This is a genomic window from Rheinheimera nanhaiensis E407-8 (genome assembly GCF_000296695.1).
GTDB classification, from domain to species: Bacteria; Pseudomonadota; Gammaproteobacteria; order Enterobacterales; family Alteromonadaceae; genus Alishewanella; species Alishewanella nanhaiensis.
The window spans coordinates 137,799-154,410 of the sequence record NZ_BAFK01000009.1 but is presented as its reverse complement, the minus strand read 5'-3'; the positions used below and the strand labels follow the sequence as shown (position 1 = coordinate 154,410).

Sequence of the window (16,612 nt, the reverse complement as noted above, 5' to 3'; positions counted from 1 at the left end):
GAGCCAGCGATGAAAAATGCTATTGGTTTACGCCCCTCAGGCTGGTTAGTTTTTATCATTTTTTTCGCAGCGTTATTAGCCCTGGTGTATTTGCTGGCCGGCCCGGCCATTCGCGTTGGCATGGTATATAGCCTGGAAAAATCTGTCGGTAGCGAGGTTAATATCGATAAGGTGTCGCTGCAATTAGCACCGCTGGCACTGCGCATTCATGACTTACAAATTACCGACGCCGCCAAACCCAGCCACAACAGTTTAAGTTTTAGCCAGGCCAGCGCCGCTATTGAGCTGTGGCCGGCGCTGCTGGGCTACTATGTGGTGGAGGAGCTGAGTATTGATGGCCTGCAATACGGCGCACAGCGTGCCCAAGAAGGCGCCGTGTACCGCCAGCCCGGCACGCCCGGCGACAGCATCGACCTGGCGCAGCTGCTACAGGTGGACTTACCCGATGCCGACGAGCTGATTGCCCGTGCCCAACTGCAAACACCGGCTAAAGCTGAGGCGCTAAAACAGCTGGCCCAGGCCGAACAGCAGCAGCTAACGACACTGAAACAGCAGCTACCGAGCAAAGACAGCCTGGCGCAATATCAGCAGCAGGTGAAAGCACTGACTGACAGCAAAATAGAGAATGCAACGGATCTGGCCGCCAAAGCTGAGCAGTTACAGCAGCTGAAACAGGCACTGGGTGAAGAAAAAGCCAAAGTGGAGCAGGTAAAGCAGCAGCTGCTGCAAAGTAAAACCGCGCTGCAACAAGCAGTAGCAGAGCTTAACGCCGCCAGCAAAGCCGACTATGCCAAGGTGCAGCAACTGGCTAACCTGAGTGACGGCGGCCTGGCCGGTATTAGCCAGATATTGCTCGGCGATGTTTGGGGGCAGCGCATCAGCCAGTTACAAAGCCTGTATCTGCTGGTTAAACCCTATTTACCCGAGCAATTACCACAAGACTCAGCGGGCAGCGCAACCAGCGCGCCTAAGGTGGTATTACCCAACCGTATTCTGCCACTGCCCAGCCAACCCTACCCGGACTTTTGGGTAAAAACCGCCCGGGTTAACTGGCTACTTGGCGGCGGTGAGGGCACCCTTACGCTGAATGACATTACCGCCCAGCATGCACTGATCAACTCGGCGACTACGTTTTCACTCGACGTTAAGCAGTTACCGCAGTTGGCGGCGTTTAACCTCAGTGGTGACTTTGCCGTATTAGAGCAAATGGTCACTAACCTGAGCTGGCAATTGGAAGGCTTAAACCTTAAGCCACTGTCGTTGGGTAAAGGCGATACCGCACTGGACTTAGCCGCCGGCTTATTAAGCTCCAGCGGCAAATTAAACCTGACCGATAACCAGTTGTCGCAGCAGGCCAGCCTGGTATTAAAGGCGGCGAATTTTAACAGCAGCGGCAATAAGTACCTGCAGCAACTGGCCAGCCTGCTTAACCAACAAACGCAAATTCCGCTGAACATCAGCGCCAGCGGTTTAATTAGCGCACCTGAGGTCAGTGTGCGCTCATCGCTGGATAAGCTGTTAGGCGATGCCTTATTAGGTGAAGCGAAGCAAAAAGTCGCTGCCTATCAAAGCGAGCTAGCCGCCAAACTCAACAGCCAGCTGCAAACTGGCCTGGGCGGGCAGGATGACTGGGCAGCCATGTTAACCCAGCAGGATGGTGAAGTGGCCGACATCAGCGCCAGCATCGAGAATATGCTCAACGCCAAACTGGCTGATGCGAAAGATCAGGCCAAAGACAAACTCAAAGACAAGCTGCTGAATAAACTGGGCGGCGGCAACTAACCAACACCTTACAGGCTGTAACCAGCTGTTACAGCCTGTAAGGCTTTATGAATGGCGCCCCGTCTGACGCAAAATTTCCTCCACCTGCCCCATCAACATCGCTTTTTTTCTGCCAGCCGATAGATTTCAGCCTACTTCAGTGTCTGAGACTCTGCCATGAACCTGACCCGCAGTGCGCTTACTAACCCCGCCAGCGTCATCGTTATCGCCATCCTGCTGTTGCTGTTTGGCCTTATCAGCTTATTTAAGCTGCCGATCCAAATTACACCGGATATTGAACAGCCGCAAATTTCGGTATTCACCGGCTGGCGCTCGGCCGCGCCGCAGGAAGTGGAATCGGTCATTATTGAGCCGATTGAAAACGCCATTAAAAACACTCGTGGCGTGGTAAAAGTGGAAACCAATATCCAGCGCGGTTTTGGCGCTATTACCCTAACCTTTGATGTTGGCGCCGACATGCAACAAGCCACGCTGGATGTGATCAACAACCTGAACCAGGCACCGCCTTTGCCACTGGACGCGATAGAGCCCACGGTAGTTGCCGGTGGCGGGCAGAACACCCCTAACGCCGCGTCGCTGCTGATCCGCACCTTACCGGGTAACACAACACAGGACGTTATAAAGTACCAGCAGCTGATTGAAGATGTAGTGTACCCGCGTTTAAGCCGTATTCAGGGTGTTGGCCAGGTGAATTTAAACAGCCAGCGGCCGCGGGAGCTGAAAATCAGCTTTGATCCGCAGCGTGCTGCGGCACTGGGGCTCAGTATTAACCAGATTGCCAGCCAGGTGCGCGCCGCTACCGATGCCTCCGGCGGCTTTGCCGATGTTGGCCGGCGCCAATACACGGTGCGCTTTGCCGGCCAGTTCAGCCCCGAAAGCCTGCTGCAGATGATCATCGGCTACAGTGGCGAACGGCCAATTTACTTAAGCGATATCGCCAGCACCGAGCTGGGCTTTAGCGATCGCACCGGCTTTACCCTGCGTAACGGTGCTCAGGCCTATTACATCACCATAGCGCGTAACAACGATGCCAACACCGTGGCTTTACTGGATGAAATTAACCTGGCGATAACCGAGCTGAATCAGGGCGCACTGCATGATGCCGGCCTGATGATGGAGCTGAGTTTTGATGCCTCGGTGCATATCCGTAATGCGCTGGCGTTGGTAAAAAGCAATCTGGGGCTGGGTGTGTTACTGGCACTGGGCTTGCTGTGGCTGTTTATGCGCGGCTGGCGTGCCACCGCCATTATTGCGCTTAGCATTCCGCTGTCACTGGCAATAGCGCTTATTACACTGCAGCTGATGGGGCGCAGTTTAAACGTGATCTCGCTGGCTGGCCTGGCGTTTGCCGTGGGCCTGGTGCTGGATGCCGCTATTATTGTGCAGGAGAATATCCTGCGGCTGAAAAGCGAGGGGCTGGATGATAAAAAAGCCGCGCTGCGCGGCGCGGCTCAGGTCAGTGGCGCCCTGCTGGCCTCCACCGCCACCACAGTGGCCATTTTTCTGCCTATTTTGTTTATGGCCGGTATTGAGGGGCAGTTATTTTCTGATCTGGCGTTAACCCTGTCTGTGGCCGTATGCAGCAGCTTTGTCGCCGCAGTAACGGTGATCCCACTGGCCAGTCGTTATTGGCTGGGCAACACCCCAAGCCGGGACCCATTCAGCCAGTATTGGCAGCGCTTAAGCCAGCTGATTATGCAGCTGACCAACAGCCGGCTGAAACGCCTAAGCTGGGTGAGCGGCCTGTTGCTGTGTTCGGTTTGTATCAGCCTGCTGCTGGTGCCGCGCACCGACTTTATGCCCAGAGCCCCCACTGACGGCTTTTTCTTCTCTTTTAGCCTGCCACCGGGCGGTAATATCGATTTTATTGAGCAGGAGCTGGCCAACCGGGTGGTAGCGCGGCTGCAGCCCTATTACAGCGGCGAAAAAACGCCATCCATTAAGAGCTATAACTTTTACACCTATGGCCCCAATGCCAGCGGCGGTTTTATCTATGCCGCCGACCCCACTCAGGTTGAACAATTAATGGCACTGGTGCGCGACGAGGTGTTTGCCGGCATTCCCGACACCCAGGTGTTTTTATTCCGCGGCTCGATGATTAACGTATCCGGCGGCGGTGATGGCCGCAGCATTGAGCTTAACCTGCAGGGGCCAGACTTAGCCGCGCTGATGCAGGCCGCACGCACCGGTGTCGCGGCCGTGCAGCAACACTTGCCCGGCGGCAGTGCCCAGCCGGTACCAGCGCTGGATATGGCCGAGCCAGAGCTAAAACTGTTACCGGACGACAGAGCCATTAGCCAGGCCGGCTTAAACCGGGCCGAGGTGGCTAATTATGTGCGCGCCTTTACCAGTGGCCTGTTTGTGTCGGAATACTTTGATGGCAACGACCGGATGAATGTCATTCTACGCGCCGGCCAGTGGCACACGCCGGAGCAGCTGGCCGCCATGCCGCTGTTAACCCCGCAGGCCGGCGTGCAACCGCTGGCCGCCATGACCCAACTGCAACAAACCGTTGGCCCCTCGCAGCTCAGACGGATTGGTGGCAAGCGCACCTTAAGTTTAATCGTGCGCCCACCCGAGGGCATGTCGCTGGACGAAAGCATGGAAATTCTGCAGCGCGAGGTACTACCGCCAATGCAACAGGCACTGCCTGAGGGCGCCAGCTTGCTGCTCAGTGGTAACGCCAGCCAGATGAACTCAGCCATTGATGAGATGCTGATAAACTTCGCACTGGCGCTGCTCATTTTACTGCTGTTAATGACGGCGTTGTTCCGCTCGTTACGCGACGCCCTGCTGGTGTTATTAGTGATGCCACTGGCCATCGCCGGCGGCGTGATGGCATTGGCGCTGGTAAACTTGTTTACCGTACAGTCACTGGATTTACTCACCATGATTGGCTTTATTATTCTGCTGGGGTTGGTGGTGAATAACGCCATTCTGCTGGTAGACCAAACCCGCAGTGGCGAACGCGCCGGCCTTAGCAGCACAGACGCAGTGCGCCAGGCCATCATTTTGCGGGCACGGCCGGTGTATATGAGTACCCTGACCAGCCTGTTCGGTATGCTGCCATTGATGCTGATCCCGGGCGTTGGCGCCGAGATATACCGTGGCCTGGCGACGGTGATTGTTGGTGGCATGACGGTCAGCGCCCTGTTTACCCTAATTTTACTGCCGGCAGTGCTGCAACTTCAGCGTCCGGCCGCGTTAACTAGCCCGCTTGCCGCCACTGCGGCTGAAGGATCTGCTCATGCGTAATACGTTACTACTGCTTACCCTGTGCTATGCCGGCCTGGCCACTGCGCAAACGGTGCCGGCGACGTCGGTGCAACTGGGCGAAAGCCGCTTATCCTTTGAGGTGCCCACCACTGAGGTGGCCGGTACTGTGTACAGTGTGAATAACACTGAGCTTACCGCCGGTATCGATGGTCGTTTAATCTGGGTAGCTGAGGCCGGCAGCCGGGTTAACGCCGGCGATCTGGTGGCCAGGCTTGACGCAATGCCGCTGCAGCTACAACAGGCAGAGCTTAACGCCCAATTACAGCGTGCCCAGTTACTGGCCAGCTATTTACAGCGCGAGCATCAGCGCCTGCAAGAGCTGCAGCAAAGCCAGAGCATTTCCCGCTTACAGCTGGATAAAGCCCAGTCAGATTATCAGTTAGCCCAGGCCGATGCCGACATTATCCGTGCCCGTATGGCACAACTGTCCGATCAGCTTAGCCGCACTGAAGTGACAGCGCCCTTTGCCGGTGTCGTGGCTGCGCGGCTGCGTGAAGCCGGGGGCGACGTCAGCCGCAGCACGCCGCTGCTGCGGCTGCAAGATGTTTATCAGCTGGAAGTGCGCGCCTATGTGCCGCTACAGTACGTGCGCTTTGTACGGCCGGGCGACACCCTGAGTATTCACAGTGCCCAGCAACAGGGCAGCGCTGCAGTAAGCGCGGTTATTCCGGCAGCCGATGGCCAAAGCCAACGCGCCGAGCTGCGGCTTAAACTGGGCGCAGCGTCGCAACACTGGCTGGCCGGCGAACTGGTGAGCGTAAAAGTGGCCACCCGCGATGCCAAAGCCGCCGTTACCGTGCCACGCGATGCCCTGCTGCTGCGCAGCGATGGCACCTATGTGGTCACGGTGGATGAGAACAACCTGGCGCAGCGTAAAGCGGTAAAAGTCAGTGACGGTAACGGCGACTGGGTTACGGTAGATGAAGGCTTAAATGCCGGCGAAAAAGTGGTGACCCGTGGCGCCGAGCGGCTGCGCGACGGCCAGGCCGTCACACAAAGCTAAGGTGTGAGCCGGTCATGTAAACATCAAGCTAGGTGATAATTAGCACAGATGACATGTCAGAATGAAAATGCTATGTTGGCGCGCGGTTAAATACACCATCATTGCAAGGATGCTATGTTCGATATTGCTGAGCAGGACACTACTCAATTTGACTTGGAACACTACGCCAAGCTTGCCGACAATGGTCTTTATCTGGATGCACAGGTTTACTGTTTAGCAAAATGGGGCCCTATGGCCGGCTGGCAGCGACCGGACCAAATTAAGGTTGCTATTCGTTTGCTGTCTAATCTCGGACGGGACCGTGATGCTGACGCATTAATTTTACGCGGTTGGCGTCGCTTCAAAAATGATGCCGATCTCTGCCTTAAAGTTGTGTTCTATCAGCTTAACCGGTTTGGCCCTATTCTGGCTCAACGCTTTTATCAACAGCATTTGCCTTTATTGCAGCAACTTAACAATGCCGACACCGATTTAGCTCTGGTACAGATTTGCTTTTATGCCGACCAAAAAGACTTTGTCGCAGCCAATGAGTTGCTCGAGCAAATCCGGCCACAAGCCAACGATTACCCATGGTTTCATCGTATTGCATTGATGTTACTCCAGGACCAACAGCTATATCCTAATGCAGCCGAATTGGCGCAGCAGTTACTGCCGTTGTATCCCTCCGATCACATGCTGTTAGCGTGCTGCCGCGCGCTCTTACGGGCGCAGCGTGGCGATGAAGCCAGACTGCTACTGCAACAGAATGCGGCAAATTACCAGAGTTGCCGGGTCTGGGCTGAGTTGATACGCCTGAGTAGCAGAGACATGGACTGGCAGCTGTGTGCTACTGCCGTTAAACAGTTTCAGCAATTACAACCACTACCGGATCGCAACGACGCCGATTTGCTGGCGGTGTGCCAGGCGAAAATTGCACTGTCACAGGGTGACTATCAGTTGGCACAACAGCTGTTACGTGACAGTTATTGCAGTTATAACCGGATACTGCACAGTAATCTGACGGTATATCGGCCAGTTGAACAACCGTTTAAACTGTTACCGGTGCCGCATGTAAGCCAACACCATTTAACCTGTGCTCCCGCAACGCTGGCCGCATTAAGTGCCTATTTCGGCAAACATTTTAGTCAGCACGATATTGCTGCCGAGATCTGTTTTGATGGCACCCCCGACACGTTGGAGCGCCAGTGGCTGCGCCAAAACGGCTATGCATTTATTGAACTGGAGCTTAGCGCCGAGCTTTGCTACCAGTTAATTGATGCTGAACTGCCTTTTGCGCTGGTAACGACTTACGGCATGTCGTCACACCTTCAGGCCGTAGTCGGTTACAACAAAGCATTAGGCACAGCTTATTTGATGGATCCGTCTTATGACACCATCACCGAAATGCTGTTAGCTCAAACCTTAGCCGACGAGGCAGCCTCTGGCCCCAGAGCAATGGTGTTTGTTCCTCAGGCACAACAGGACAAACTCGCCCGCTTTGCCAACAGCAGCACGGTGCTGTATCAGTTGTATGATCAGGTTGAAACCTGTCGCAATGCCAATGCGCTGACCGAAGCAATGCAACATCTGGCCAGTATGCAGCAATACGACGCTCAGCATCGTTTAACATTAATTGCCCGGCGCAGCTTAGCGATAGATCACAATGACGAACTGCTGATCAATACTGTCAATGAGCAACTGTTGCAGCAATTTCCTAAGCACGTTGGCTGGCGTATATCCCGGTTTCAGACCCTGAAAAACCTGGGCCAGGGCGACGAAGCCATCGCCTACCTGATGCAACAAGTTGCAAGCCAGCCTCATATTGACCTGAAAGTGCGGCTATTTTCCGAAATATACCGGCTGCAGCCGTATCAACAGTATTGTCAGACGTTACTACGTGATCTTGAAATATCCGGCAGCTACCGGGCAGATGTTTATGCCTTGCTGGCAGATTATTACTGGCAACAGCAAGAGCATGCCAAGTCTTGTCAATACTACTTTGTCGCCTGCTGTCTGGATGATACCCATCAGGACTATGTCGAGTCATACTTTAAAGCCGCACGCTTTTTACATCAAACCGACAACGCCATGCAACGCCTTAACCAGCGGTTCGAAAAGTATGGCGCCCGTGCGGCCAGCCCGGCTATTTCGTTATACCGGGCTTATGATTGGCAAGGTAAAGCACAACAGGGCTTGCAAGTGTTGCAGCTAGCGCGGCAAAAAAGACCGACAGACATTGAACTGCTGGATTTTTATCTCGATCAGCTGTTACATCATGGCCAGATTAAAGACTTTGTCGAATTGCTGCAGCAGCAACGCAGCTTGCTGTCTGAACAGCAATTCCATTATTGGCAGGCCCGGCAAGCAGAGTGGCACGGAGAGTTATTGCAGGCAGCAAATAGCTACCGCCACTGCTTTGAGCTGACTCCCTGGGTGAGCCGGGTTGCTGAACCTTATTTTAGTGCTCTGCGTCGTAGCAACAACAATGAACAACTTGCGCGAGAGTTGGACCAATTACAGAATGAACATCCGGCACATCCATTGCTAAACAGATACCTGGCGGATTGGCACCCGGTGGCTGAAATTGCCAGCGCGGCTTTAGCTCAGCTGGCGACATTGTTTCCGCATAACGTCTGGTATCAGCGCCGCTGGATCCAACAATTGCTGCAGCAGCAAAAGCTGGATCAAGCCCAACAACACTGCACCGCATTGTTGCACCGGCTACCACAGCAAACTGATAACCTGATGTTATTGGCCCGGGTGCTGCAGGCACAGCAGCAACCTGAGGCGGCCAGAGTCCAGATTAAGCAGGTGCTGCAACAACAAATAGATCACGAAGACGCTGTGCAATTATTGTTTGAACTCAGCCCTTCGTTAACAGATAAACAACAGAGCCTGCAATGGTTACTTGAGCTGATGCCACGGCAGACCCATTACGGTGACGCCCTGCTTGATGTGGTGCATTTTGCTGAGCGCCTATTTACCGCCGAGCAAGCACAGCAGTTTATTCAACAGGTACTGCAAAAAAATACCCATGTCTGGTCTACGCGCCTAGCCTGGGCTAAATTGCTACAACAACATAGCTATGACGCCGCTTTAGAGCAGCTGCAACTGGCCGTTACCGATTTTCCGCTGCTGCCACGCCTCCATTTAGAATTGGCCGAACTGTACCGCAAGATGCAGCAACCAGAGCAAGCGAAAGCCAGCTACCAACACGCCATCAATCTCAACCCGGCCTGGAGCTATGCCAGCAGGCAATATGCCCTTTTTCTGGAACAGGCGGGCGATATTAGTGCGGAAATAGCAGTAATCTCGGAAACCCTCAAACACAAACCGGATGATGCTTATTTGCATGGTTTTCTGGCCGACGCCTATGATCGTGATCAACAAACCGATAAAGCACTTCATCATCTGCAATTGGCAGTGCGCTTTGACCATAGCTATCAATGGGCTTGGTCGCGTTTACATGAACTGGCAACTCACTCCGGCCAGAGTGAGTTGGCTCCTGAGCTGGCATTAAACTTACACCAGCAGGCACCACTGAGCGTTGGCGCTTTACAAGCGCTGGCCCAAATCACCAGCGAGCCGGCAGCAAAATGCGCTTATTGGTTGCAAGCCATCCAGTTATCCCCAAGCGACAGTCGCCTCCACGTTGATGTGCTGGAGTTTTACCTGCAACGGGGTAACTATGCCGAACTGTTTGCCCATATCGAGCAATACTTCAATGCCACTAACAGGCCCTTTGAAGTGTCAGCCCTGGCAGCCCGTGCTTGGGAACGCATTGGACTGCCGGAACAGGCAATTGAGCTGTTAACCGAAGCATTAGCGGTGTATACGCCTCAGCTGCATTACTGGCAGCAGCTTATCGACTTGCAACAACAGTTAAATAACAACACTGCAGCTGCGAAAACTGCACAACAATTACTGCAACGCTTGCCAAACGATGCTATGGCACAGTGCATTGCCGCCGAATATTTATTGGATATTGATCACAAAAAATACCAGCAGCAGGCCGACACTGCGATCGAGCTGGCACAACAACTTGACCCTACCAGCCAATATATCGGCCTGACGCAAGCTGATCGCTTGCTGCATAAACGTCAGTACCAGCAATGTATTGCATTGATTGAACAGCTCCATCAACACAACAGAGATATCTGGACCATTAACCGCCAGCTAAAAGCCCTGCTGCGACAAGATTGTGTCGCACCGGCTTTACTGCTATGGCAAGAAATTATCAACAGTAAAGAAGAGAGTTTCTGGTTATACAACAATACGCTGCAGTATGCCGACAAACATGCCAACTTACTGCTGGATGAGCTGACAAACAACCTGGCGCAGGCCGCAAACCTTGCCGGTTACACACTGGCGAAATGGTTAGGTTCCAGTCAGCCGAAAAAGCTAAAGCAGTTACTACAAAGCACTGTCGCTTGTCCGGCATGGGATGGTATGTACGAATACTATTTAGAACAGTGCGAAGCTAAAAACGAACTACCGCAGCCAAACTTGCTGGACCCTTACTCTGACCGCATCACAGCTAATGTTGAATTGGTCGGCCGGCTAGGTTATCTGTATCGAAATCATACCAGGTTGTATCAGGCAGTCAGGTTATATGCCAGTATCGACGCAGATCAGCGACCTTGTTACGTAAGTTACCACTACGCCATTACGTTAATTGAGCTAAGGCGCTGGCCAGAAGCGTTAGAAGTATTACAGCAGGGTGCTAACAGTACGCCGGACGGCTGTTTCCACAATTTGCAACTGTGGCTACTGGCGTCAAGTTATTGCCAACAGCCAACTGACATTAGCACTATTCGCTTTATCAATCGCCAGCAACTGACTGAGACGGAACAGATAGTTTGGCAGTTGTTTAATCTGTTGCATGAACAGCAGCAAACGCCACTGCCTCCGATGCAACTATTGCAACGGCTGACTCAAATACGGCGTAACTGCCGCAGTAATAATACCGATGATAAAATTCATCGTGTCGGCCGCCAATGTTTTAACCAGTTAGAGCAGCTAACAGCCGACTATGGTTGGACTGTCCGTTTACGATTGAAACTATTGTCATTCTGGTTGTTTTAATGGGCAGCACGTAATACAAAAGTACATCGCACAGAAAGCTAAAATCCAAACCGGCCGTAACTACCCGACAATATAAGACAAGGGCGATGTTAGCGACTGTGCAGGGCAACTTTGTTGCCCTCGCTGTCGGTGAATATGGCAATAAAACCATGCTCGCCTATCGACATTTTGCTTTGCAACACCTTGCCACCGGCATGGCTAATCCGCTCCAGAGCGCTGTCGATACTCTCTACCTCAAAATAAATCAGTGTACCGCTCTGGCTTGGCTCATACCCCTCGCCCTGCACCAGGGCGCCGCTGCTGCCGGCTTTGTCGTGGTCGAACGGAAAACAGGCCATACTGCAGCCGGGCATCTCCATCAGGTGAAACTCCACCCCCAGCACCTGATGATAAAAGTGCCTGGCACGGGATAAGTCGGTTACGGCGATTTCAAACCACCCCACCGGATTTGGGTTAAACATAACAAGGTCTCCTGTAAGTCAGCTATCGCCGCTAACTATAGTCGCCACAGCGCGCTGGCTCCACTTAGAGCCCAAAGAAAAAACCGCCAAACGGCGGTTTTCTTGCTCAGCGCGTTTTATTCTTCATCGTCGTCGTAATCGACATCTTCGTCACCTTCAAAATAGGTGCCCCAGCCGTCGTATTCTACCTTGTGCTTTTTCGCCAGCTCTTCCAGTTTAATGGCATCGGCAACGATGCTGTCGGCATCCAGTGACTGCTCGCGAATAGCATCGAACACCCAGGCATTACCGCCATCTTCAAACTCGACTTCTTCGGCGTCGGTGACTTCATAGCCCAGTTTAAACAGCTCTACTGCCAGTTTTTCCAGCTTGGCGAAGTCACGGTCGTAGAAGTGGTGTTCAATGGTGTAAAGCGCATCCGGATCGCTGCCATCTTCTAACAAGGCGGCGATGGTGTCTTCGGTAAATTCCTGCCAGTTTTCCATAAAATTACTCTTTAGCTGCTTTTGTGCTGGCAGTGTAGTCGTTGCCCAGTTCGCTATCAAGTAACGCGATCTGCGCCTGCATCTGCTGGTGCATATTTTGTGCAAAGTCGCGGATATTCAGCTGCTCTTTGGGTAACTCTACCGGCGCCATCACCTGCACGATCACTTTGCCGTTATTCCAGCGGTTTAATTTAAACTGGCCATGGGTGCTGCTCATACACACTGGCACCACCGGCACGCCGGCTTCCAGCGCTATATGAAAGGCGCCCGTTTTAAACGGCAGCAGGCCACGACCATAACTGCGGGTCCCCTCGGGGAACATCCACACTGACAAGCGCTTAGCGCGGATGCGCTCGGCAGCGGCCAGCATGGTATTCAGTGCTTTAGATTTATTGTTACGGTCAATCAGGATATTGCCGCTTAGCCAGTACAGCTGGCCAAAAAACGGAATAAACTTCAGGCTTTTCTTGCCAATAGTCACGGTACCCGGCTCTACCGCATTGCTGATGGTAAACAGATCGAGGTTATTCTGGTGGTTTGCAATAAACACACAGGGTTTGCCGATAGGCGCGCCCTGAAAATGCCGCACTTCAACCTTAATGCCAAACACCCGGCTCATAAAGCCGTACCAGTGCGAAAATATATACACGTTGTTGGCATGAAACGGCCTGAATAAACAAATAACCAAGCCAGCCAGGGTGCTGAGCAGAAAAAACAACACCAACAAAACAATACGAACCACCGCTACCACTGTTGTCTCCAGTTGCCGATAGTGTAACTACCGGCCAATAAAAAGGCGCCTGAAAAAAGGCGCCCAGTATAACGGCTTTACTCGCTCAGGCTGGTTTGATCACTGTCCGGCTCAGCGGTCTGATTGACCAGCACCTGATCGATCCGCTGCAGGCCGCGTGGCAGTTTGTTACCACGCCGGCCACGCTCGCCCTGATAATGGGCTAAATCGTCGGCTTTAAGCCCAAGCTTACGCTTGCCCGCCACCAGCGTTACGCTGCCGCCTTCTGGCACCACCGCCAACTGGCAGACATACTCTTCACGGCTGGCTGCCCGGGCCGAGGGGATCGACATCAGCTTATTGCCTTTGCCTTTACTGAGTTTGGGTAGCTCGGCGACCGGGAACACCAGCATACGGCCTTCGTTAGAAATACACAGCAGCAAGTCACTCTCGGGCTGCTTAATGACCACTGGCGGCAACACTTTGGCGCCCACCGGCAGGCTTAACACCGCTTTACCGGCCTTGTTGCGGCTGAGTAAATCACTGTATTCGGCGACAAAGCCATAACCGGCATCACTGGCCAGCAGCAGCGCCTGTTTTTCATCACCCAGCAGTACATGCTCAAAGCTCTCCCCTGCCACCACGGCAAAGCGGCCGCTTAACGGCTCGCCCTGGCCCCGGGCTGAGGGTAGCTCGTGTGCTTCGGTAGCAAAGCTGCGGCCGGAGGAGTCAATAAACACCGCCTGCTGGTTCGAGCGCCCACTGGCCAGCGCTTTAAAGGCATCACCGGCTTTATAACTCAGCGCATTGCCATCTATGTCGTGGCCTTTGGCGCAGCGCACCCAGCCTTTTTCCGACAGCACTACCGTTACCGGCTCGCTTGGCAGCAGCTCTTTTTCAGTTAAGGCTTTAGCTTCTTCGCGCTGCACAATAGGGCTTCTGCGTTCATCACCGTATTTCTCGGCATCGGCTAACAGCTCATCGCGGATAAGTTTAGTCAGCTTTTTCTCTGAGCCTAAAATAGCCTGTAATTTGTCACGCTCTTTGGCCAGCTCGTCCTGCTCGGCGCGAATTTTCATCTCTTCCAGCTTGGCTAAATGGCGCAGCTTCAGCTCTAAAATGGCTTCGGCCTGGCGCTCAGTAATGCCAAAAAATGCCACCAACTCAGGTTTGGGTTCATCAAAGGTGCGGATAATACGAATTACATCGTCAATGTTTAAAAAGGCGATTAACAAGCCTTCCAACACATGGATGCGGTCGAGCACTTTATCTAAGCGATACTGCAAACGGCGGCGCACCGTATCGCGGCGGAAAACCAGCCACTCGGTTAAAATATCGGTCAGGTTTTTCACCCGTGGCCGCTGGTCCAGCCCCAACACATTGATATTCACCCGGTAGCTTTTTTCCAGGTCGGTAGTAGCAAACAAATGCTGCATCAGCTGCTCAACGTCAATGCGGTTAGAGCGTGGCACTATCACGATACGGGTGGGGTTTTCATGGTCAGACTCATCGCGTAAGTCACTGACCATTGGTAGTTTTTTCGCCTGCATCTGGCCGGCGATCTGCTCCAGCACCTTAGCGCCCGAGGTTTGGTGCGGCAGCGCAGTAATAATAATGTCGCCATCTTCCTGGCTGTACACCGCACGCATTTTTACGCTGCCACGGCCGGTTTCGTAAATGGCGGCTAAATCAGCTGCCGGGCTGATAATCTCAGCATCGGTCGGGTAATCCGGTCCTTTAATGTACTGCATCAGGTCGCTGACGCTGCTGTGCGGGTTATCTAATAGCGCCGCACAGGCATTGGCCACTTCACGCGCATTATGCGGCGGTATGTCAGTGGCCATGCCGACCGCGATACCGGTAATGCCATTAAGTAAAATATGTGGCAGCCGTGCCGGCAGCACCTTCGGCTCTTCTAAGGTGCCATCAAAGTTTGGCAGCCAGTCAGTGGTGCCGGAACCCAGCTCAGACAGTAGCACCTCTGAGAAGCGCGACAACTTGGCTTCGGTATAACGCATGGCAGCGAACGATTTCGGATCGTCCGGCGCGCCCCAGTTACCCTGGCCGTCTACCAGCGGGTAACGGTAAGAAAACGGCTGCGCCATTAGCACCATAGCTTCGTAACAGGCGCTGTCGCCGTGCGGGTGAAACTTACCCAGCACGTCACCAACAGTACGGGCCGACTTTTTATACTTGGCTAAGTGCGATAAGCCCAGCTCCGACATGGCATAGACGATGCGCCGCTGCACCGGCTTCAGGCCGTCACCAATGTGTGGCAGCGCCCGGTCCATAATGACGTACATCGAATAGTTTAAATACGCCTCTTCGGTAAAACGGCGCAGCGGCAGCTGCTCGACGCCATCTTGTGAAATTACCGTTTCTGTCATCGCTTATCCTGTCTGTTTACTACCGGATGCGCCGGTGGCCTGCTGTTTAGCACTACGCCGTGTCAGTTGCCACAGCAGTAAAATAAGCAGCACTAAGGTACTGCAGCCTAATATTGCCAGCCACAGCCATTGCACCTGCTGGCTGCGCTTGGCCTGTTGCAACTTGAGCGCGTTAATTTCATTGTCTTGCTGCAGCAGGCGGGTTTGCTGTTGTTGCCGCTCGTGTTCAAAACCAGCACGGATCTGCTCAAACGCCAGCTCATTTTCGCGGTTACGCATATCCTGATACTCTGCGACAAAGTCATACAGCTGGTGGTAGGCTTTTTCAAACTCGCCCTGCTCAGCAAACAACTGGGCTTTTAAATGCCAGATAGCCAAGCGGCTGGCAACATCTTCGCGCAGGCCCTCTTTGTTCAGGCTTTGCTCCGCCAGCAGCACCTGCTGTTGCGCTAAAGAAACTTGCTGTAGTTTCTTGTACATCAGCGCTTTTTCATAGTAGTGAGTGGCAACATGGGCATTGGATTGTAATAGCGGCAGATACTGCTCAGCCTTGTCCATATACGACAGCGCCGCATCATGCTTTCCGGCATCCATGCTGGCTATCGCCAGGCCGGAATAAGCATGATACAAGTTAACATTATCTTGTAACTGCTGGCTTTGGTGCAGCATCTGGTTGTAGGTTTGCAGCGCCAGCTCGTAGCGGTCCAGATAGCTGTAGGTACGGGCCAGATTGTACAGCACCGTGATCTGATTTTTCGGCCAGCCCAACTGCTGATACTGCGCTAACGCCTGTTGCAGCAGGCTGATGGCCTCTTCGTCATAGCCCAACGTGGTGTACAGTAGGCCCAATTCAGCGGTTACTTCGGCCAGCACTTCCTGATCGTTTAGCTGCTGCGCGCGCTGATAGGTATCTTTTAACAACGCCAATGCCTGCTGATCGTTATTCTGAACTGACAACATGGCGGCATGATTAATCTGGCCCAACAACAGGAACTTCTCATTTTCCAGTTGTTCAGCCAGCGCCATACCGGCCAGATAGTGCTGCAGGGCCGCCGGATAGTCGGTTTGCATTTCACGGGCAAAGCCCAACTCGTACAACAGTTTAACTCTTAGCAGAGCGTCGCGCTGGCCCAGTACAGCCAGGCCACGTTCGGCCGCCTGTTGCTGTTGTTGGTGTCGGCCCAGGGCGTCCAGTAACGCCGCCTGCAAATAATACCACTTGGCCTGTAATTCAGGGCTTAAGCCCGCCAGCTCCGTTTGGTGCTGCTGTAATAGTGCCAGCATGGCTTCCGGCTGCTGGCGCTTTTTCGCTGCGACTTCGGTTAGCCAGTCAGGCTCCGTAGCGGCAGCACAAGGCTGGCTTAACATGCCAAACAGCATGAGCAGCAGAAAAAGTGGATAAAATTGCTTCACTGTCAGTTTGC

The 16,612-nt window shown here is 53.4% G+C and carries 9 protein-coding genes; 4 read left to right on the top strand and 5 right to left on the bottom strand.

Features of this window, described 5'->3' with window-relative positions; all coding sequences use genetic code 11:
- Nucleotides 1-9: 9 nt before the first annotated feature.
- From RNAN_RS09590 to RNAN_RS09575, 4 genes are all read left to right on the top strand, one after another.
- Nucleotides 10-1,782, top strand: coding sequence for a TIGR03545 family protein (locus RNAN_RS09590; RefSeq protein WP_008221221.1), 1,773 nt, complete (start codon nt 10-12; stop codon nt 1,780-1,782).
- A gap of 156 nt (nt 1,783-1,938) precedes the next feature.
- A complete protein-coding gene (locus tag RNAN_RS09585; protein WP_008221219.1) occupies nt 1,939-5,037 on the top strand; it encodes an efflux RND transporter permease subunit in 3,099 nt (1,032 codons plus the stop codon).
- A complete protein-coding gene (locus RNAN_RS09580) occupies nt 5,030-6,061 on the top strand; it encodes an efflux RND transporter periplasmic adaptor subunit (protein WP_008221217.1) in 1,032 nt (343 codons plus the stop codon). The genes RNAN_RS09585 and RNAN_RS09580 overlap by 8 nt, the downstream gene beginning before the upstream one ends.
- A gap of 114 nt (nt 6,062-6,175) precedes the next feature.
- Complete coding sequence (locus tag RNAN_RS09575) at nt 6,176-11,125, top strand: C39 family peptidase (RefSeq protein ID WP_008221215.1); 4,950 nt, start codon at nt 6,176-6,178, stop codon at nt 11,123-11,125.
- An 89-nt stretch (nt 11,126-11,214) separates the two neighbouring features.
- Here the strand turns inward: RNAN_RS09575 and RNAN_RS09570 are convergent, their stop codons facing one another.
- The 5 genes from RNAN_RS09570 to RNAN_RS09550 all read right to left on the bottom strand — a co-directional run bounded on the left by RNAN_RS09570 (nt 11,215) and on the right by RNAN_RS09550 (nt 16,601).
- Entirely contained in the window at nt 11,215-11,586 is a 372-nt protein-coding gene (locus RNAN_RS09570) for a VOC family protein (RefSeq protein WP_008221213.1), read from the bottom strand.
- Nucleotides 11,587-11,702: 116 nt separating this feature from the next.
- Nucleotides 11,703-12,071: a ribonuclease E inhibitor RraB gene (rraB, locus tag RNAN_RS09565; RefSeq protein ID WP_008221211.1), complete on the bottom strand. Its 369-nt coding sequence runs from the start codon at nt 12,069-12,071 to the stop codon at nt 11,703-11,705.
- 4 nt (nt 12,072-12,075) lie between these two features.
- On the bottom strand, nt 12,076-12,822 hold the full coding sequence (locus RNAN_RS09560; RefSeq protein ID WP_008221209.1) for a 1-acylglycerol-3-phosphate O-acyltransferase: 747 nt from the start codon (nt 12,820-12,822) through the stop codon (nt 12,076-12,078).
- A gap of 77 nt (nt 12,823-12,899) precedes the next feature.
- On the bottom strand, nt 12,900-15,188 hold the full coding sequence (gene parC, locus RNAN_RS09555; protein WP_008221207.1) for a DNA topoisomerase IV subunit A: 2,289 nt from the start codon (nt 15,186-15,188) through the stop codon (nt 12,900-12,902).
- Nucleotides 15,189-15,191: 3 nt separating this feature from the next.
- Nucleotides 15,192-16,601, bottom strand: a complete 1,410-nt coding sequence (locus RNAN_RS09550; protein WP_008221205.1) for a tetratricopeptide repeat protein — start codon at nt 16,599-16,601, stop codon at nt 15,192-15,194.
- Nucleotides 16,602-16,612 lie beyond the last annotated feature (11 nt).